Source organism: Amycolatopsis sp. PS_44_ISF1 (assembly GCF_032335455.1).
Lineage (GTDB): Bacteria > Actinomycetota > Actinomycetes > Mycobacteriales > Pseudonocardiaceae > Amycolatopsis.
The window spans coordinates 3,110,712-3,128,966 of sequence record NZ_JANUXO010000001.1 but is presented as its reverse complement, the minus strand read 5'-3'; the positions used below and the strand labels follow the sequence as shown (position 1 = coordinate 3,128,966).

Sequence of the window (18,255 nt, the reverse complement as noted above, 5' to 3'; positions counted from 1 at the left end):
TTGCGCCTTACCATCGACTGCGCGTTGTATTTTTTGTAAAGTTACAAAATGCTGGACTTGACAGGACCTCGGAAGATCTCGCAGGTCAACCAGGTGGCGATTCCGGTCAAGCTGCTGCGCGCACTCGGCCTAGCCCCTGGTGACTCTGTGTACTTCGAGCTGCGCGACGGGACGAGTGGCGAGCTCACCATCGTGGCTGAGTGGAAGGTGCACCGTCGCTACTCAGAGCGCGATGAGGCCCCTCCCTCTGGTGCGCAATCGGGTGACCCGTCTAGGCTCTCCGATCGGCCGTCAGCACGAACCCAGGAAGTAGGCACGACCGATGTCCAGTGAGCGGCGGGGCGGCCTGCTCATCTCAACCTCATGCGACCACCATGATCCCGAACAACTCGCGGTCGACGCCCTCGGCTGGAGCGGCGCGCTGGTGAAGGACATCACCCTCTTCGGCAGCCGTGTTTCGGTCCTTGCGCACGTAGACCACGAAGCGCACGAGCTCCGGCAGCAGACGAACACGCCGCCGGTTGTGGACCGCCCGTCGGTCGCATTGTGGGAGTGGCCCGAGTTCACAGCCCCGCCTTCCGTAGTCAGAATGGTGGCGATCATGGCGATCGGCGCTCGCTGGCAATCCGCGATGAAGGCTGTCAGCGGCTTCGCGGGCTTCAGCTCGACAGTCTTGATCTTGCCCCAAGACGCGCCTGCACCCAGCTCATGCGTGGCGATGGCAGAGCGTTATGGGGTCTGGATGGTGCGGACAGGCCGTTCGGGAGCCGTCATCGACCACTACGGCCGCGTCGGCCCGGTGGCGACGTCACGACCGACCACGGTGACGAGGTGGACCGAGGAGCTGGTCTACGCCCGCCTCGTCCAGGACTGCCTCATCGAGGCGTCGCCGACGCGCTGAGGTCGCTCGGGTCCTTTCCGCGCTCGCGCCAGTGGGCGAGGTGCTGGGGAACATCCCACTTGAACTGCGTGTCATCGATAGTCATGTGGTTGAACTGAGCGGACGAACACTGTTCGTTCCAGGCTTCGCGTCGAGCCGTCAAGTCGCCAGCCAGGAGGATGTTTGTTCGGATGCGGAAGAGGACCTCGATCGAGTGCAGAAACGCGGCGAGCTCGGGATCGGGCGCCGACGCAAGGGACTGGAGCGACTGGCCGTTGCACCAGTCGCAGGAGCAGTGCCAGTCGGGATGATCGGGATCCAGCTGCGCGGTCTGGTCGATCTTGTCGAGGTGTACGTAGGACAAGAGGCGCTCGACGACGGCTGCAGGTTTCGGCGGCCGGATCGGCCCGCTTCCGTCCGTCACGGGATAGAAGTGCCGGAGACTCGAGCGTGTTCCGACTGCGGCCGCGACAGCTCCGTAGGCCAACGCGCCGATGGACGCGGTGTCACAACGGAGCAACAGCACTGGCACGGGCACTTGCAGGAGCGCCACGAGCCCGTAGACCGCGGCCTTCTTGGCGAGCGGGTCCTTCTTGTGTTCGAAGGCGACCGCGATCGGAACGCCGGCATCGCTGACCGCCTCGACCAGGCAGGGAAGCTTGTCCCGCTGCAGCCAGCTCGCAGCGAGGAACAGCGGCGCCACGACATCCGGGCCCAGGTCCGCGGTCCGGCGCAGCACACTCAGCAGGCCTGGTACATCGTGCTCGGCGACGTAGCCGCCATCAGGAAGCACCGCGGGCAAGCCCAGGTCCCGCTGCCGCTGGATCCAAACCGGGTCGAATGAATGCGACGCGAGCAACCGGTTCTTGCCCGTGTACCTGGCGCGATCGGTCACGACCGGCCGCTGGTACCGCTGAGTGCGGATTAAGTGCTCGGCCTTCTGCAGGGCTTTTTCTCCGGTCAGCACGATGCCGCCGCCCGCGCGGTCGGCACGCGCGATGACGATGTCGGAGTGAGCGTCGTCCGCATCGGCCTGGACCAGGAGGACGTCGGCCAGCGCTGTCTTCAGCCGGCCGAACGGCGCGCCTTGCGCCGACGCGATGGAGCTGGGGTTGACCACGCTGACCCCCTCGGGTCCCAGGCTGTTTTGATTCATGATCGCACCGCCGTGGTGTCGGGTTCGTCCACCACAAGGGGCATGTAGTGGCGCCGGAACGGCTCCGGGAGCATCAGAGCTTGGCCGGCGACGGCGTCGACGTCGTGTCCGTGGCGGTCAAGCTGGGCGGTGACCAAGCCGGTGATGTGCCGCGGCGTCTCGGCGGGGAGGTCACCTGGTTCGTAGCGGGTCCAGCCGTACTGGTTGAGCCGGATACGAAAGGATTTGAACTGGCTCGCGGAGATGCAGTCGAGGTCGGCGGCGCGCTGGATCAGCATCGCCATCGAGACCTTCCAGGTCATCTTCAACTCGGCCAGTTTCGGGAACTGCCGCACGGTCAGGCCGCGCAGCAGTGGCTCCAGGTCGCTCGCGGGGGCGAGGAACTCGCCGGCGAACTCGTTGGCTTCCTTTTCCTGATCTTCCGAAGGCAGCTCGTGCATGGCCAAGTGGCCGACTTCATGCGCCAGGGTGAACCGCTCCCGGTCGGGCGTCAGATCCCGGTTGATCAGGATGAGAGGCGGCTGCCCGGCGGGCCACGTGCTCACCGCGTCCTGCGCGGCGGTGCCGAGTTCACGGCGCATGATCCGCACGCCGGCGGACTCGAGCAATCCGGCCAGGTTATCGACCGGGCCTTCGGGCAGGTCCCACTCGGCACGCAAGGCGGCCGCGACCGCGGCGGCTGTTCCGTGTGCGGCGATCGGCATCCTGCGCAGCTCGCGCTTCGACGGCACGCTGTCGACGTCAGCCGACAGGCCGTCGACGGACAGCCGGGTCAGGTGCGTCAACCCCTCGATAGCGCGCATGGAGTTCACCGACATGACACTGGCTCGGCGCCGATGGTGCAGGCAGGTGGTTTCGACGCCGCCGACCGGGCCGGACGTGAGGAGCAGGTCTGCGGGTACCGCGAGCGCGGTGGCTACCTTGTCGAGGTATTCGGCTGTCAGGGGCAGCAGTCCCTGCTCGATCTTGGAGACGAAACCCTGCGAGATGTCGGCGGCCGTCGCAAGATCACGCTGGAACCACCCCCTGGTCTCCCGGACCAGGCGCACCATGTGCGCTACAGCAGCCGTGTCGGGCATCGCATCTCGCTTTCGATCTTCAACCACCAAAGTCTACCAAAAGCGTTCGCAAATATTCCGACGCTACACCGAATCAGTCGACGCCCTGGACGAAGCTGCGCATACAGCGTCACAGAAAGTCAACAAGTGCTACTATGGGTAGTATTTCGGGCACGTAGAGATGTTGTGGTCCGCACCTACCAGCTGCATCAAGGCGCGCGACCGCTCTGCGCCTATTCCAAGCGCCTTCCGAAGATTCTCAGCGGAGACCGGGCGCTGATATTGCTCTCGATGCCGCCGATCCTCATCTCGTGCCCGCTCCAGCAAGTCGGCGTCCACTTTCACGCCTTCCGACCGCTCCGCCGAAGTGCCCTCTGAGCCTGTGGCCTGGGCAACGACAGTCTGGCGCTCGGGAGCTGGAGCGGAGGACAGCGCCAGTAGCAGGACCGGTCCTGCCTCCGCCCAGCCGATCAGCAACAACGGCCCCACCGCATCGAACAACGCCTTCCCCACCTCACCAGCAAGCAACGGCTCAGCCACATTCAGCGCCAACGTCACCACGCTCGACGCCAACAGCAGCCGCCGAGCCGGCCGGATCACCTCAACAGGAGCGCCCGCAGCGACAGGGACCTAATGGCGACCAGCAGCCCGACCACCGACAGATCCACCGCAGGCGCCACCAGCGGTGCAACCCAGACCGGCACCCCCAGCCGAAGAGCCAACGTGAACACGTTCCCGAAACCGAACACGAACGTCAGCGCCACGATGACCCCGACGATCAGCGTCACCGCCGACAGCACCGGATCACGGTCCTCGCTCGGGCTCAACACAGCAACCACCCTGCCCGGCAGTTCCCGCCCGTCCCCGCGCCCTCCGCAATTGACCTGCACGGATGCCTCGACAGAATCCGGCACGAACGAGCCCGAGAAGTGCCCGAGAGGTCTCGCACACGTCGACAGTACGCGGTATAGTCCGACACAAGTGATGGCCGTTGACCAGCCGAAAAGGTCTTGTCCGACATCACTCGGCATCACCTGACACCCCAGAACGCGTTCTCTTAACCAGCGGGTTCGGGGTTCGAGTCCCTGATGGCGCACTCTCACTCCCCAGGTTGAAAATCTCTTCAACCTGGGGTTTTGTGATTTCTGGAAAATTTCCTTCGTCTTCCGACCATCCTTCGTGGTCTGTTGTGAGCCCGAAGGAGCTCAAGACCGCGGGCCGACTGCCTGGGGATGATCGTCGCCGTCGTTACGGAAAGGCTGCTCCGGCTCTTGGATCACCTCGTCGGGGTCGTCGTCTCCGACGGTCACCCGGCCGAGGATTTTGTTCCAGGTGCCGTCCTGGATCAAATCTTCGGGTTCTGCACCCGAGGAAGGCCCTCCCGGTGAGCCGGGAAGGCCTTCCTCGTCCTACGTCAGCGTTCAGCGCTTGCCGAGCACCGGGAACTTCGCCTCGATCGAGGACAGGTCGTCCAGGATCGCTGGTAGTTCGGACTGGTCAAGCCCGCCGATGCGGAAGGACAGCTTGTTGCCCGTCGCGTCCCCGTCGATGGCCTCGCCTGCGACTTCGACCCGGCCGGACTTCGCCACCGTGACGGTCAGCTCGAGCCACTCTTCGATCGACGTCAACCGGGCGACGCCGTCGAAGTCGTCGCAGGCCTTGGAAGACCAGCAAGTCGCACGGCCTTCAGAAGTGGCAGTCCAGCAGTCCAACGGGAAGGCGTAAGCGGGACAGCCGGCTAGTGGCCAGATCACCGACCGGGCCGCTAGCCAGTAGGACTCCAGGAACGGCTCGGCCCGGTCTTGGCTTTCTGGCAGCTAACGGCTCGTCCGGCACCGGCTGCGCCAGGCTCTCCGCGTCGACGGAAACGTAGCGTGATTTACGGCGGCTCGCTGGTCAGCCGAGTGACTGGTGGCCGAGCGCGCGCAGCACGTCGGCCAGCCAGACCAGCCCATAGCCGACGACCCGGTCCGGGTCGTCGGTCATCGCTTCCAGCTGAGCCCACGACTCGCTCAGCTGCCCCACCGTGTGCTCGGTGGGTTCGTGGTCGAGGTCGTAGCGCTGCTTTGGGGTCAGCTCCCAGAACAGTTCGTGGTCGAGCGTGACCGAGCCGCCTTCGCGCGCCACATGCGCCAGGAGTAGGAGGGCCACCTCGCGCAGGCGAGCCAGCGGGATTTCCGGGCCGTCGCTCATCCCGGGCAGTGCCCGAGCAGCTTGTTGAGCTGTTCCTGGAACCCGCGGATTTCGGTCTCCAAGTGCTTGATCCTGCCGCTGATGATGCGCTCCCTGATCTCCGGACTCTTACCCTGCAGGATACCTTTGTTGTCGAACGCGTCCGGATCGTTGCGGTACTCCTCGAGCTTCTGCTGGTGCTCTCGGATCAGCCGCTCGAACGAGTTGATCGACTTCTGCCGCGACGACTCCGCGCTTGCGTTACTGTTGCTGTTCGAGTTGCCGCTGTTCGAACTGCTGCTGCTCGGGTTCGTCGCCATCGCGACGGCCGCGCCACCAATCGCCCCAGCCGCCGCACCCGCCACTACGACGCTGCCGCCGACAAACGTAACCGCCCCGCCGCCGATCGCCACCGCACCGCCCGCGACGGCCACCGCGCCGCCTTCGACCAGCCCACACGGCTCGATGATGATACAGGCGGCGGTGCCCACGATCGCCGCGCCGATGCCGACCTTGCACCAGAAACCGCACAACCCGGTCGGGTCGGTGTCGTTGAGCGGATCCCCGTTCACGTACGCGTACGGGGTGTGCGTCGCGTTCACCAGCGGGTCGACGGTGAGGAACTGGGCGGTCGCCGGGTCGAGGTAGCGCGCCCGCAGGTAGACGAAGCCGGTCTCGTCGTCGGTGTACTGGCCGGTGAAGCGCAGCGGTGTCGACGCGGTACCGGTGTGCGTGCCGGCACCGTATTCGCCGTAGGCGTATGCCCCGGCGACGTGCCCAGCCGCGTCGACGAGTGCGCGGGTGGACCCGACCTGGTCGTGGAAGTACCAGAACGTCGCGCCGCCGCCGATCTGCTCGATCGGCGCGCCACCGGGTCCGTAGACGTAGCTGGTGGCGCCGTCGCTGAGCAGGTTCGGCTCCGAACCGGCTCCGTAGGTGAACGTCGTGGTCGCGGCGCCGACGGTCTTGGCGGTCCGCAACCCGTCGCCGTCGTAGCGGTAGGACCCCGTCCCGCTCACCGAGGTGAGCCGGTTCGCCTGGTCGTAGCCGTAGGTAGTGGCGGTGCCGGTTGCCGGGATGGCCGACGTCCGGTTGCCCTGGGGGTCGAAGCCGTACTTCGTGGCCCCGGCCGGGACGGTGTCGCACGCCGGCGCGGTCACCGTGCCCGAGGGCAGCGCCCAGCACAGCCGGTCGGCCCCGTCGAACGACTGGGTCCCGGCGCCGAGACCGGTCGGGTTGTCCGCGGCGTCCACTGTGTAGCCGGTCGAGACCCCGCCGCTTGTCGCGGACTGCAGCTGCTCTCGCGGCGAGTACCCGAACGTTTTCGCTGCTCCGGGCAGCCCGGTCGGGGTGAACGAGCTGAGCTGGTGGGCGTTGTCGCGCCCGAAGACCAGCGAGGCCACCGTTGCCGTCCCCGCCGACAGCGTCGACGAGGTGAGCGTGTCGGTGTCGTCGAAGCCGTTGGTCACGACCGTGCCGTTGGGGTAAGTCGTGGTGTGCAGGTTGCCGTCGTCGCCGTAGCCGAATGTGGTCTTGTTGGTGTTCCAGTCCGTGACGGTGGCCAGGCGGCCGGCCGCGTCGAACGACTGGACGACGGTCTGCGCGGCGCCGCCGGGGTAGGTGATCGAGGTCGCCCGGCCGGTCCGGTCGTAGCCGTAGCCGATGTGCGCGCCTGAACCCCTGGTCACGCCGACGACCTCGCCGAAGGCGTCGACATCGGTCTTCGTGGTGCCGGTGGCGTCGGTCATCGAGACCCGGGTGCCGGCCGAGTCGTAGGCGAAGGTCGCGCTCGGGGTCGTCCCGTCGGAGTACTGGGCCGAAATGACGCGGCCGGCCGGGTCGTAGCCGTAGGTCGTGACGCGCCCAGCCGGGTCGGTCGAGGTGAGCACATTGCCCGCACCGTCGAGGTGCCCGGTCGTGGTGCGGTTGCCCGGGTCGGTCCGGCTGGTCCGGCGGCCCTGGCCGTCGTAGCCGTACGAGGTCTTGTGGTTCGCGCCGTCGAGCTCGTCGGCGAGAGTGCCGTCGGAGTTGTAGTCGGTCACGGTGGTGACCTTGTCAGGCCGGACGGTCCGGATCAGCCGGTCCATCGGGTCATGGACCAGGGTCGTCATCCGGTTGTTCTGGTCGGTCGTGGTGAGCTGGTTGCCGTCGGCGTCGTACACCGCCGTGGTGCTGTGGCCGAAGGCGTCCTTGACCTCGGTGACGTTGCCCCAGGCGTCGTGGCCGATGACAGTGCAGCCCCGTTGCGGAGGCGCGCAGTTCGAGCCCACCCCGGCGGCGCTGCCCGACGGGCTGACGCTGGTGACCGGCCAGCCGCGCGCGGTGTCGTACCCCGCCTGAGTCTTCGCCCCGGCGCCGTCCACCGTGGATGTCAGGTCGCCGAAGCCGTCGAACGTGCTGGACGTGGTTCGGCCCTCGGCGTCGACCGCCCGGGTGCGGTCGTCGGGGTGGGCAGCGTCGTCGTAGTAGAAGTTCTCGGCCCGGGTCGCCGCGGTGGTCGGGTTGCCGTCCTTGACCTCGGCGGACTGGCCGAGCTGGGTGACCGTGGTCGAGGTAAGCACGTGCTCGCCGATCGCGCCGGCCGGGACGTGCCCGGCCTCGTCGTAGCCGTTGACCGTCTGGACGCCGCGGGGATCGATGGTGCTGAGCAGATTCCCGTGGTCGTCGTAGCGGTACGCCGTCGCGAACCCGACTGCGTCACTGGCGGAGATCCGGTTACCGTGGTCGTCGTAGCTGAAGGTCTGGACGTGCCCGTTGGGGTCGGACAGTGTTGAGACGCCCAGGGTCACCGGGTCGTAGGTGTAGGTCCACGTCCCGGCGTCGGCCGTGCTCGCACCGCGGGTTTCCGAGACGAGCAGCCCGTTGCTGTAGGTGTAGACGGTGTGGTGCCCGCTCGGATCGATCACCTGCGTCTGCCCGGCCTGCAGCCCGCCGTCGGGACCGTAGGTGAACGTCGTGGTTTTGCCGGTCGCGTCGGTCTGCGTGCGCACGCGTTCGGAGCTGTCGTAGACCATCGATGTGACCGGGTCCGGCGTCGCCGTGCTGCCGAAGTTCGCCGGGGTGCGCATCGACGTCAGCAAGTGAGTGCCGGTCGCGTAGCCGTACACCGCGTGGTCGTCGTCCTTCGACGACGGTGTCCGGGTCGTGCCGACACCGTAGACGTCGGTCAAGTCTCCGGCCGCGCTGTAGCCGTAGGTCACCTGCCGGCCGGCGGTATCGGACAGGCCGGCGATGTGGTTGCCGGTCCAGGCCAGGGTGTATGTGCGCTGCGCGGGATCGGTGATCGTGGCCAGGTGCCCGGCGCCGTCGTAAGCCAGGTTTGTGGCGTACGGCGGGTTCGCTTTCGTTCCGGCCAAGTCGGTTTCGGCGAGCAGGTGCCCGGTGGCGGTGTCGAACGTGAAGACATCCTTGCCGCGCCGGGTGTACACATAGGATGAACCAGTCTTCACCAGCGCGGCGTCGTACCGGGGCGCCGAGGGGGTGTAGGTCCCGGACGAGTTGACGAAGGTGATTGCCGAGCCGTCCTCCTGGCGGACGGTCACGTTCCCGGTAGCACCATCGGTGGTGGCGGACAGGTTGTAGGAGAACGTCCAGCCGTAGCCGAACGGGCCATCGGAGGCGAAGGCCTTGTTCGGGCCGTTGGGATCGGCGAGCGCGGAGGCGTAGCTGCGGGAGAAGTCCAGCGCGGCGCCGCGGCCCGGCGTGCTCAGGTCGGTGAACTCGTCACCGAAGTAGCCGGTGGACGTGTCGACCGGGTCGCCGACGGTGCGCCGCACGCACCCGCATTGCACGAACGCGGGGTTGCTGCCCTTGGGCGCGTCGATGATTCCGGGTGGTCCTCCGATCGGCGTGCCCGGCGTGCCTCCCATGGGCAGGAACGCGAGCGCGTCATAGGCGACGTCGTAGTTGAGCAGGTCACCGTTGCTGCCGACGGCGGTGCTCGCGTTGGACAGCTGGACGTTCCCGCCGTTCTGCATGGCGAACGTCCCGATGGTGACCCACTCTTCGGAGTCCCAGTGCTGGTTGACGCGGATCTTCCACGGGCTCGCGCCGCCACCGGGGTTGATCTGGTAGACGACGTTCGTCGCCGACGCGCCCAGTGCGGGGATGTGGATCTTGATCTTGTAGTACTGAAGCTTGGGCAGATTGGGTGTCCAGGTGCCGGTGTTGATCAGCGCCGGATTGCTGCCGTCTTCGGTGTGGGTGAACAGGGTCCGGCCGCCGAAGCCGGAGCCGAGCTGGTGGGTGTCGATGGCGCCGATCGGGTCACCGGCGGCGTTCGTGCCGTAGGAGTAGGTGAAGGAGCCATCGCTGGACCAGTTCGAGGGCGCGCAGCCGACGAGATTCAGCCCCGGCGTGGGCTGCTCGTCGACGACGATCGGTGCGCCGGCAGGACCACTGGGTACGACGTCGGAGACCAGCGTGCAGGTCGGCGGGTGCGGGTCGGCGACTCCGGGCTCGGTCGAACCCGCACTTGCGGTGTAATCGCTTGTCGCGCAGGTCGTCGCACAGTCGGGGACCCAGGTAACCGGCTGGTGCCACCAGCACGCGAAGTCGTCCAGCATGCAGTGGCTGGCGCCAGGGTTGCTCGGGTTGGTGGCATTCGGATCGCAGTGGTTGTCCATGCTGCAGAACGCCGTGGTGGGCGGGATCTTCAGCCAGCTGCTGCCACCGTGGTAGATCGGCTTGGCGTAGGCGCGCGTGCCGCCGCGGATGATCGGGCTGGCCATCCAGCCCATGACCCGCTCCTCGTACGGCCAGCTCGCGGGATGCTTGGCATCGTCGTAGGTGTCCTGCAGGAAAGGATCGCGGTTCGGCGGGTAGTCGAGGTTGGCCGGGTTGTTGGTCCAGCCGAGGCCCCAGGTGCCGTCCGGGCCAGTGCAGGTCGGACTCGGCACACAGCCGGTGGAGTTGTACGCCTTGGTCGGCTGGATCCCGGTGTTGTATGCCCAGGCCGCAAAGTACCAGTTCTCGAGGTAGCGCGGGCTGCCGTTGTTGGCCAGGACGCCGGCGTCGTAGAGCTGGTTCCAGGTGGACTCGAGGATCTGCAGGCCTGCAGCGATGTTTTCTTCATAGTCGACGGCGATCTTGGTCTGCCCGTTGACCGAGTAACTGCTGTGGTCACCCGCTCGCATACCGGTGGTCACCTGCGCGACGCCGTAACCGCAGTCCGCGCCGGCGTAGTTCATGGAGACGATGTCGCCGCCGGCGCCGTAGTAGTCAGCGATCAGCGGGTCTCCGGTCATGCCGGGCAAGGAATGCCAGGACGCCTGGCTCCAGTTGCTTTCCTGCGCGAGGATTGCCTGCATCACCGAGCGCGGCACGGAGTCCCAGCTGTCGCCGGCCGGGTGCTTCAGCGAAATCTTCGGAAAGTCCGAATTGGACGCATAGGCGGCCAGCCCGAGGTTGTCGAACCCGGCAGGACGGCCGAGGGAACCGGTGAGGAGGTTCTGCTCGGCCATCTGCACGGCCCAGCCGACCTGCGCGGGCGAGGGTTGCGGAACCTGGCGCGCGCGGTCCAGCCGTGGGACGGAGCAGGTAGGGGTCTGGGCGGCGGTAGTGGCTTGGGTCTGCGGCTGGGCGGCCGCGGGCACCTTGGCCGGCCGGCCGGAAGCGGGCGCCGTGCCCGGTTGGCCCGAGGCAGGCGCCGTACCTGGCTGAGCGGCCGCGGGCGCGGCATCCCCGTGCGCCTGTGGCTTCCCCGCCGGCATGGTGGCCACCGGCGCGGAGCCCACACCGTCCGGCACGAGCGGCGAGACCGTGGTCGTGGCCGCCACCGCGCTACCCGGGCGTGGCCGCGCGAGCAGGGCACCCGAGCCGGTGGCCAGGACCACCGGGACCTCCTGCGCCGGGTCCGCGTCCGGGCCGAGTGCGGCGTCGCCGTCCAGTGAAGTCGCCGTGACCCCGTGCGGCAACGGCACCGTCCGGACGCTCCTCATCCCTGATCCCGGCTCCAGCCGCTCGACCCCGCTCAGAACGGCGTGCCCACCACGCCCCTGGAACAGGTGCACCGCGGTCGCCGGCCCCGAACCCAGCGCGCGCACCACGCCCGCCTTCTCGTGCCGGACCGTAGCGGCCGGTGCACCAGACCTCAGGGTCAGGAAGTCGACCCCGCCGTCAGCCGACGGACGCAGGTCGTACGCCGGTGCGTCGAGCGCCGCCACGCGCTTCGCCTTGCCCGAAGCCGCGACGGAAACCAGCGACGCCCCAGCAACTCCGAGGACACCCTCGCCGACCGGGACGGCCGACGTCACCTGCCCGTCCACGGTGGACTTGGCCGTGATCGCGCCGGTCGAGAGGTCGGCCGTGAGCAGCTCGGTCTTCTCCTGATCCGTGCCGAGGCTCAGGCCGAACACGGCGTCGTGACCGGTGCCGCAGCCCGGTGAGTGGTACTTGAGCCCAACGCCCCTGGCCACCGGCCGCACCACACCGGACGCGAGGTCGACCGAGTAGGCGAAGGCACCGTGGTCGCGAGCCGCCGACAGGTTCACCGCGGACTGCGGGAGGATCGCGATGGCCGCGTACTTGCCGTCCCCTGAGACGCACTGGTAGCCGGTCCACGCCGTGTCGTCGAGACCCTGCGGTCGCAACAGCGCCAGGCTTTGCCAGGTGAACCCGGACTTCTCGCGCGCGACCTGCAGATGGTAGCCGGTGCCGTCGCCCCAGCCGTCGAGCATGACATCGGGGGACGCGGACGCGCCGGGGCCGAAGTCGGTAGGCGAGGCACCGGAGTGGACCGCCGGGATCGCGGACGGTGCGGGGGTGGCCGCCGCCGGGACCGCCACCGCCACGAGCGGCACCGAAATCGCCAGCGCCGCCACCGAAGCTCTGCGTACGCGCAGCACGAACCGACCGAAGCCAGGCATCCTGATTCCCCCTCCACGCGCAGGACTGCGCGCCAAGAGGGACAGTAGGGATCACGCCCTCGTCGGGGATCCCGCCTTTCGGACGAAAAGTGCCCCGAAAATGCGACAAGCAGGATCTATTCGCTCAATCCGCGCTATGACTCGGAGCACATCAAGCTCAGCGCCCGTCGAACACCGGCCGGCCGCAGCTTCCTTCTCGTAGTGCGCCCACCTCCGTTGCTCCGCAGCCTCCTGGCCAGCAAGGCTCAAGGCTTGCACCAAATCCAACGCCGTCTTCCCTGCCTCGTCGATCTCGGATTCTCCGAGACCAGCACGAACAGGTCCTCCACGCTGAGTGGAGGTCTCGGAGCAAGTCTCGGACTCGCGGCGCTTCAACGCCCGGTTCAGCAGTTCCAGCGCCAGCAACAGCGCCAGCGGCGGGCACGCCGCCATCGTCACCCCAAACGCACTCAGCTCCGCCGTCGAGCCGATGTTCGCCAGCAGAGACAGTGAGATACCGAAGCCGAACGCGAACCACGCCGTCCACTGACCGTCAGCCTGCTGAACCTGGTTCCTCCACAGCTCGACCGTCGCGATCGTCAGCATGCCGTCCACGACCGACGGCCAGATCGCCGCTGTCGACGCATCCGCGTCGAAACGCAGAGCGAACTCCCGACCATGACGGTACGAGGCGTGCGTCGCTCCAAGGGCAACCAGCCCCGTGCACGCGCGCCGAACGAGCAAGTCCGGTCACGGAACAAGCTCGCCGCACCGTCCCTCGTCACGGCCACCTCTCCGGCTGGACAGCCAATCTGCCCAATTCCTTGCGCCGAGGGCAATGCGTCAGATCAAGCCGCCGCCCGGAACTGCGCGACGCCACCCGGCAGATGTGAGCCCGGGGGGCGCCCGAAAGCTTCGGAACAGCCCGACACCAGACGACACACGCCGACATCCCACCGCCGCGCCGACCAGGAAACACAACCTTCGACGGCATCACGCGACACCATCCGACAGACCAGGTTGCGCCCTCTTAACCAGCGTTTTCGGAGTTCGAGTCCCTGATGGCGCACCCTCACTCCCCAGGTTGAAAATCTCTTCGAACTGTATTTTTTGATTTCCGCAGGTTTTTCTCCACTTGATAAGTGTCCACAATGGTCGACAACGAGCCCTAGCTGTCATGATGCCGCCCGAGGGATGATCTTGGCCGTCGCCTCGGCAACTTCGGGCAGCACGGTGATGTAGGTGTCGGCGGTCACTGTGATCGAGGAATGCCGGAGCATGTTCTGCACGACTTTCATGTCCGCGCCGGCAGCGAGCGCCAGCGTCACCGCGCAGATCGTGGAAGCGAATCGGCGGCAACCCTGCCTGACGTACCAGCTTCTGGAACCGCGCGGTGACGTCAGCCGGGTGCAGGGGACTGCCGTCAGGCCGAGCGGACAACAGACCGCTGTCGATCCGATCCGGGCCGAGGCGTGCGCGGGCTAGGTCCTGATTCGCCAGATGCCGACCCAGGACAAGCACCGTGTCGCCGTCCAAGGCGACCAGACCTTCCGACGAGGTGGTCTTGGGGGCGGCCCGAGCGGTCCCCCACCCGTACTGCACGATCTGGTTCGCTACCTCGATCGTGGCGGCGTCGAGGTAGGTGTCGGCGCGTCGCTGCCCGCACGCCTCGCCACGACGCAGCCCGACATGAGCGATCAGGTGAAACAACGGATACAACGGATCGTTGACCGCGTCGTCGAGGAACTGGCCGGTCTGCTGCGGGGTCCACACCATCACCGGCGACGGAATCAGCCGTCAGCGCGCCACCCGCTCCTCAGTCCACACCTTCGGCGTCGGCCGGCTCGCCGGCGGCAGCTCAACCAACGAGGCCACGTTCACCGTCAGCAGATCCTCCTTCACCGCTGGGCCCAGAACGGCGCGCAACGTCTCCTGGATCCGGCGGATCGACGTCGGTCCGACCGGGCGCTTCCACTTCACCGCCGCGACCTTGCGCGGATCACCACAGGCCCGGTACTCGGCAATCACATCGTTGTGCTCGACGATCGCGTCGAACATGCTATCCAGATGAGAACGTCGGCACCGACCTTCACCAGACGGCTCGTCTCCTCGACGTCGGGCAGCTTCTCCTTGGCCGCAATCGCCACCGCGATCGAGTCATTGATCCTGCGGTGCGTCCCCTCGTCGTCCTCGTCCGCGAAGGCCAGCAACTGCCGAACCTGCTGCAGCCCCGCCTGCGGATCCGTCGCAGACTCACACCCACCGCGCCGGCGAGGCCGTCGATGACCGGCCTCGTCCTTCGGCAACTCGACCCGGAAGTACCACTGCCCGTGCCGGCTGTTCTTCAGCTTCGGGCAGTCCGCCCCAAGCTGAGTCCCTTTCTCGCCACGGCAGGAACACCGCCGAAACGTCGTCCCCACGGTCATAACGAGGCTTCCGTCCCTTCACTCGTGTAACCAGCGGTTCGCCGGGACACGCATGCTCGCGGCGCGACCAGGGCGAAGGGAAGCCCGAGACCCGAATAGATCATCCGATGTGACGATCGAGACCCAGCACCCGCAACAGCTCAGCCGTCGGGACCCGGTACGCACGACCGACCCTCAACACGCGGCACGGGAACTCTCCCGCCTACGCGAGCCCATACGCCATCGTGCGCCGGATGCCCAGCGCACGAGCGGCGGTCAACAGGTCGACCACGGACGGGAGCGCCGAGGCTTCCGCGAGAGTCATGGTCTTGGACTCATCTCGCTGCGCCGTCGTAGCCGTCTCGCCTCCGCCAAACGAGCCGCAGCCACGCTCTCCCACCGCGGGTCCAGACCGAGCCCGAGGTACCGCCGGCCCAGCTCTACCGCCGCGACTCCCGTCGTGGCGCTAGTGGACCTGCGGAGGAAGCAGCGGAGATGGTAGTGGCGATCATCCGCTCTGGCTTCGCCCACTCGGCCGCGAGATCGCTGTTGAAACGAAATTTCCCGTTTTCACAAAATTCACCTCGGCGAACTGAAAGATTCAGACAAAGCGACCCAGAAGAAGCGAAATTATTATCATTGGTACGGCTATCTGAAAATTTAGATCGCAACTCCGACGCATCTCGCAGGTTGGTTCGAAATTAGGAATATTTCGTGGATCATTAGCCAGCGGCAAGCGCGACCACTGTCCAAAGTCAAAAATAGATGTCGCCATTGGTGAAGTTTTCTAATTTCGCTCCGATACTTGCAGGGATTCTGACCCGACCTAGGTCGGCAGTATTCGCAGATGCTTCATCGGTCACGTGCACAAGTACCGGTAGGACAAGCATCTGAGACCTTCCATGCCCCGATGAGTTGGCTCGTCCCACCCACATCCTGCGCGGCCACCTCCGGCCGAGTCCGTCCCCCGTCCCGCGACCCCGAAGGGTTTTCGGTGGTCTGACCTTCGCCTGGATCGGCGATACCATCCGAAGTCAGGGTGATCGCAACACTACAACTGTCGGAGGACAAGAAATTTCAGCGTTACTGCGTCGCTCTTCGACACGAGGCTCATTCCGGGGTTAAGCAGTCTCTTATCACCGATCACGGCCACCGGTTCGCGCAAGGCGTGCCAGGCTCGACCGTCCGGAATCAATCCGCCGAGATGCCCACCGCTGGACAAATCCACGCAGAATCCCAGGTCGGGACGGGCGACTCCTCGTCGCCCGGGATGGGGAGCTGTTCCGGCGCGGCCATCGGATGGTCCTGATACGGGGCGTCTGTTGTGGCCTGGTCCCACGCTTCGGCGACATCGTCAGTGTCGAGGATGTTCTCCCGGTCAGCTCCCCTGAGTGAAACCGTAGCCACGCACCTCGATGAGGCCCAAGGCCCGGGCGGCCCACGAGCGATCGCTCCGTCGACAGCTTAAGGCTAAGGTATGACGATGCAGCGTAGGCCCGCTGATTCGCTTGACGCCTCCCAGACCGCGATGGCCGAAGGACTCGCCGGAAACGCTCTGGAGTGGCTGCTGAACACTGCTCGGACCACCGATGCCGGCCTAGTCTGGGGAAGCACCGCGACCGACGACGAGGTGGACCCGTTCCTCTACAGCGGAGCGGCGGGGATCGTGCTCGCATTGCTGGAAGCCCAGCACCACTTCGGCGACGACCGCTACGGCGACGCCGCCCAACGAGGTGCGCGTGCTATCGCGGCTGCGGTCGATCGCGACAAGGACTGCTCGCTCTATTTCGGCGTCACCGGCATAGCGTTCGCCCTCCACGCCGTCGGCACTCTGCTGAACGACGCCTCCGCGGCGACCGCCGCACGGTCCGCACTGCGCCACGTGCGTTCCCGCTTCGACGGGCAGCGGTGGGGCGACATGTTCGAACTGCTGGCGGGCAACGCCGGTATCGGCCTGGGCGCACTATCGTGCGGTGATCACGACCTGGCCATTCTCGCCGTCGAACCCTATCTCCGCTCCGCCGATCCAACCCCCGGCGGCGTGAACTGGGCCGTCCGGCCCAGCCCGCCACGATCTCACCACCTGGCCCACGGCACCCTCGGCATCGTGGTCGCCTTGGCCTCGATCGGAATCGCCACTGACCGCCGCGATCTGATCGACCTGGCGCTGGCCGGTGCCGCTGACGTGGTGGCCCGTGACGAGGCCGGGCCGGACGGCTTCCTCGTTCCACACTCCGACCCACAACACCGGCCGGACCTGATCGAGCGCTACAGCTACGGCTGGTGCAACGGCCCCGCTGGAGACGCCCAAGCCTTCCGCCTGCTCGGCGCAATCACCGACGACCCGACGTGGGCCGCACTCGCCGACCGCTGCTGGCACACCATCACCCAATCCGGCCTGCCGCGCCGCATCAGCCCAGGATTCTGGGACAACAACGGCTCGTGCTGCGGCACCGCCGGAGTGCTCGCACTGGCCTGCGATCGGCACGTCGAACGGCGGGAACAGTCCGGCTTCGGTGCTGGGCTGGTCGATGACCTCGCCGCTCGGGCTATCACCGATGCCCGGGGCGTCTGCTGGTCCAACCACGAACACCGGGCGACGCCCAGCGTCCTGGAACCTCGCACCGGCTGGGCGATGGGCAACGCCGGGATCATCCGCGAGCTGCTGAGGTTTTCCCGCATCAGTTCCGGTCGAGATCCGGCCTACGCCACAGCCTGGCCGGGCCACCCCATCGCCCGTCCCGTAACCGACTTTACAGATCACGAAAGTGCAGAAACCGGATAGGCGTGATTCCGAACGGTCCAGAAAGCACGCGCGCGGGATATGCGCGAACAGGACCGCAAGCAGCCTCTCACCGCTTGCCGGTCCGCCCGAAAGCTTCACCCGAACTCGAAGGGCCAGGTTTGCCATCACCAAAATTTCCTATTCGAGGAGCCGGACCGGTACCGCACAGCAGCCCGGCTCCTCCTTGAGATTCTATTCCGTCCCGGACCAGCACTATTCGATGCTTGCGCGTTCCACAACGGTGATGGTGACAGTGAAGAGCGACGCATCGCCGGCACCGGAGCCTCCGGCTTCGGACTACAGCACCGCTGGCGCCTTGAGATACCGCGCCGTGCCTCCGGGCAACCGGCTCGCGCCGTGTCAATCCGCGCTGCGGATCCGCTTAGCTATAGCAGGAGAAGCAAAGACATAACGGAGTCCAGACTATCCGTTCGCACTGCACACACGATCTTGGAGGCGTTGAGATCTCTGTCGAAATTTGAAATTGAAAATTGTTTCAAGGTTACCGCGGAAGGACGCACAGGCACTTGATCCTCGGGTCCGGGATTCGAGCCGTTTCCTGCCTCCATTCTCCGCAGCCCAGCGGCACTTTAGCCAGTTGCACCACTGGGCGCGCGTAGAAATTGATCGGGTGGCTGGGGAACAGCGGAGCCCAAATGGAGAACATGCTCAAGCCGGTCTCGCGGCCATGAGGCCCATCGCCCGCAATTGGCTCGCCACCTCCGCCAACACCCTGAAGTCTCTCGACCGTCAGCCACCCGGCACCGCCCCCGTGCCTGCGGACCGGTACGGCCTCCGACCTCACCCGAACGTGGCTGCCACCAGCCGCGCAACGCGCTGGTCGGCCGGCGCAGGTGAGTGCGTGACCACCCTGACCCGGGTCGCGCGTGACAGGCTACATCCTCGGCGGTGGCGCCCACCGCAAGTTCATCGTGGGCGGCATCTTCGCGAGGC

General features: G+C 66.6%; 13 protein-coding genes. 2 read left to right on the top strand and 11 right to left on the bottom strand.

Annotated elements, in window-relative coordinates; translation table 11 throughout:
• The first annotated feature begins 322 nt into the window (after positions 1-322).
• Positions 323-901, top strand: coding sequence for a hypothetical protein (locus NYF13_RS14120; protein WP_315656841.1), 579 nt, complete (start codon positions 323-325; stop codon positions 899-901).
• On the opposite strand, the gene NYF13_RS14115 is transcribed toward NYF13_RS14120, so the two are convergent.
• From NYF13_RS14115 to NYF13_RS14065, 11 genes are all read right to left on the bottom strand, one after another.
• Positions 876-2,036 carry a hypothetical protein gene (locus NYF13_RS14115; protein WP_315656840.1) on the bottom strand — a complete coding sequence of 387 codons (1,161 nt, stop codon included), beginning with the start codon at positions 2,034-2,036 and terminating at the stop codon, positions 876-878. The genes NYF13_RS14120 and NYF13_RS14115 overlap by 26 nt on opposite strands.
• The gene (locus NYF13_RS14110; RefSeq protein ID WP_315656839.1) at positions 2,033-3,115 is read right to left on the bottom strand and encodes an XRE family transcriptional regulator; all 1,083 of its coding nucleotides are present in this window, start codon (positions 3,113-3,115) and stop codon (positions 2,033-2,035) included. Before NYF13_RS14110 ends, NYF13_RS14115 begins: the two co-directional genes overlap by 4 nt.
• 132 nt (positions 3,116-3,247) lie before the next feature.
• Positions 3,248-3,652 carry a hypothetical protein gene (locus NYF13_RS14105; protein ID WP_315656837.1) on the bottom strand — a complete coding sequence of 135 codons (405 nt, stop codon included), beginning with the start codon at positions 3,650-3,652 and terminating at the stop codon, positions 3,248-3,250.
• Positions 3,653-3,690: 38 nt separating this feature from the next.
• Positions 3,691-3,924, bottom strand: a complete 234-nt coding sequence (locus NYF13_RS14100) for a hypothetical protein (protein WP_315656835.1) — start codon at positions 3,922-3,924, stop codon at positions 3,691-3,693.
• 591 nt (positions 3,925-4,515) lie between these two features.
• Complete coding sequence (locus NYF13_RS14095; protein ID WP_315656833.1) at positions 4,516-4,722, bottom strand: hypothetical protein; 207 nt, start codon at positions 4,720-4,722, stop codon at positions 4,516-4,518.
• A gap of 268 nt (positions 4,723-4,990) precedes the next feature.
• Entirely contained in the window at positions 4,991-5,287 is a 297-nt protein-coding gene (locus NYF13_RS14090) for a hypothetical protein (protein ID WP_315656831.1), read from the bottom strand.
• Complete coding sequence (locus NYF13_RS14085; protein ID WP_315656829.1) at positions 5,284-12,132, bottom strand: RHS repeat-associated core domain-containing protein; 6,849 nt, start codon at positions 12,130-12,132, stop codon at positions 5,284-5,286. Before NYF13_RS14085 ends, NYF13_RS14090 begins: the two co-directional genes overlap by 4 nt.
• 51 nt (positions 12,133-12,183) lie before the next feature.
• The gene (locus tag NYF13_RS14080) at positions 12,184-12,855 is read right to left on the bottom strand and encodes a DUF2637 domain-containing protein (RefSeq protein WP_315656827.1); all 672 of its coding nucleotides are present in this window, start codon (positions 12,853-12,855) and stop codon (positions 12,184-12,186) included.
• 431 nt (positions 12,856-13,286) lie between these two features.
• Complete coding sequence (locus NYF13_RS14075; protein WP_315656825.1) at positions 13,287-13,439, bottom strand: hypothetical protein; 153 nt, start codon at positions 13,437-13,439, stop codon at positions 13,287-13,289.
• Between the two features lie 469 nt (positions 13,440-13,908).
• Positions 13,909-14,169, bottom strand: a complete 261-nt coding sequence (locus NYF13_RS14070) for a hypothetical protein (RefSeq protein WP_315656824.1) — start codon at positions 14,167-14,169, stop codon at positions 13,909-13,911.
• The gene (locus NYF13_RS14065; protein WP_315656823.1) at positions 14,136-14,537 is read right to left on the bottom strand and encodes a hypothetical protein; all 402 of its coding nucleotides are present in this window, start codon (positions 14,535-14,537) and stop codon (positions 14,136-14,138) included. Before NYF13_RS14065 ends, NYF13_RS14070 begins: the two co-directional genes overlap by 34 nt.
• A gap of 1,456 nt (positions 14,538-15,993) precedes the next feature.
• On the opposite strand from NYF13_RS14065, the gene NYF13_RS14060 reads away from it, so the two are divergent.
• The gene (locus tag NYF13_RS14060; protein ID WP_315656821.1) at positions 15,994-17,301 is read left to right on the top strand and encodes a lanthionine synthetase LanC family protein; all 1,308 of its coding nucleotides are present in this window, start codon (positions 15,994-15,996) and stop codon (positions 17,299-17,301) included.
• Positions 17,302-18,255 lie beyond the last annotated feature (954 nt).

What these genes read in the sequence shown, in the direction of transcription:
- NYF13_RS14120 (WP_315656841.1), top strand. Translation starts at nt 323, where the DNA reads ATGTCCAGTGAGCGGCGGGGCGGCCTGCTCATCTCAACCTCATGCGAC.
- NYF13_RS14115 (WP_315656840.1), bottom strand. Translation starts at nt 2,036, where the DNA reads ATGAATCAAAACAGCCTGGGACCCGAGGGGGTCAGCGTGGTCAACCCC.
- NYF13_RS14110 (WP_315656839.1), bottom strand. Translation starts at nt 3,115, where the DNA reads ATGCCCGACACGGCTGCTGTAGCGCACATGGTGCGCCTGGTCCGGGAG.
- NYF13_RS14090 (WP_315656831.1), bottom strand. Translation starts at nt 5,287, where the DNA reads ATGAGCGACGGCCCGGAAATCCCGCTGGCTCGCCTGCGCGAGGTGGCC.
- NYF13_RS14085 (WP_315656829.1), bottom strand. Translation starts at nt 12,132, where the DNA reads ATGCCTGGCTTCGGTCGGTTCGTGCTGCGCGTACGCAGAGCTTCGGTG.
- NYF13_RS14070 (WP_315656824.1), bottom strand. Translation starts at nt 14,169, where the DNA reads ATGTTCGACGCGATCGTCGAGCACAACGATGTGATTGCCGAGTACCGG.
- NYF13_RS14065 (WP_315656823.1), bottom strand. Translation starts at nt 14,537, where the DNA reads ATGACCGTGGGGACGACGTTTCGGCGGTGTTCCTGCCGTGGCGAGAAA.
- NYF13_RS14060 (WP_315656821.1), top strand. Translation starts at nt 15,994, where the DNA reads ATGACGATGCAGCGTAGGCCCGCTGATTCGCTTGACGCCTCCCAGACC.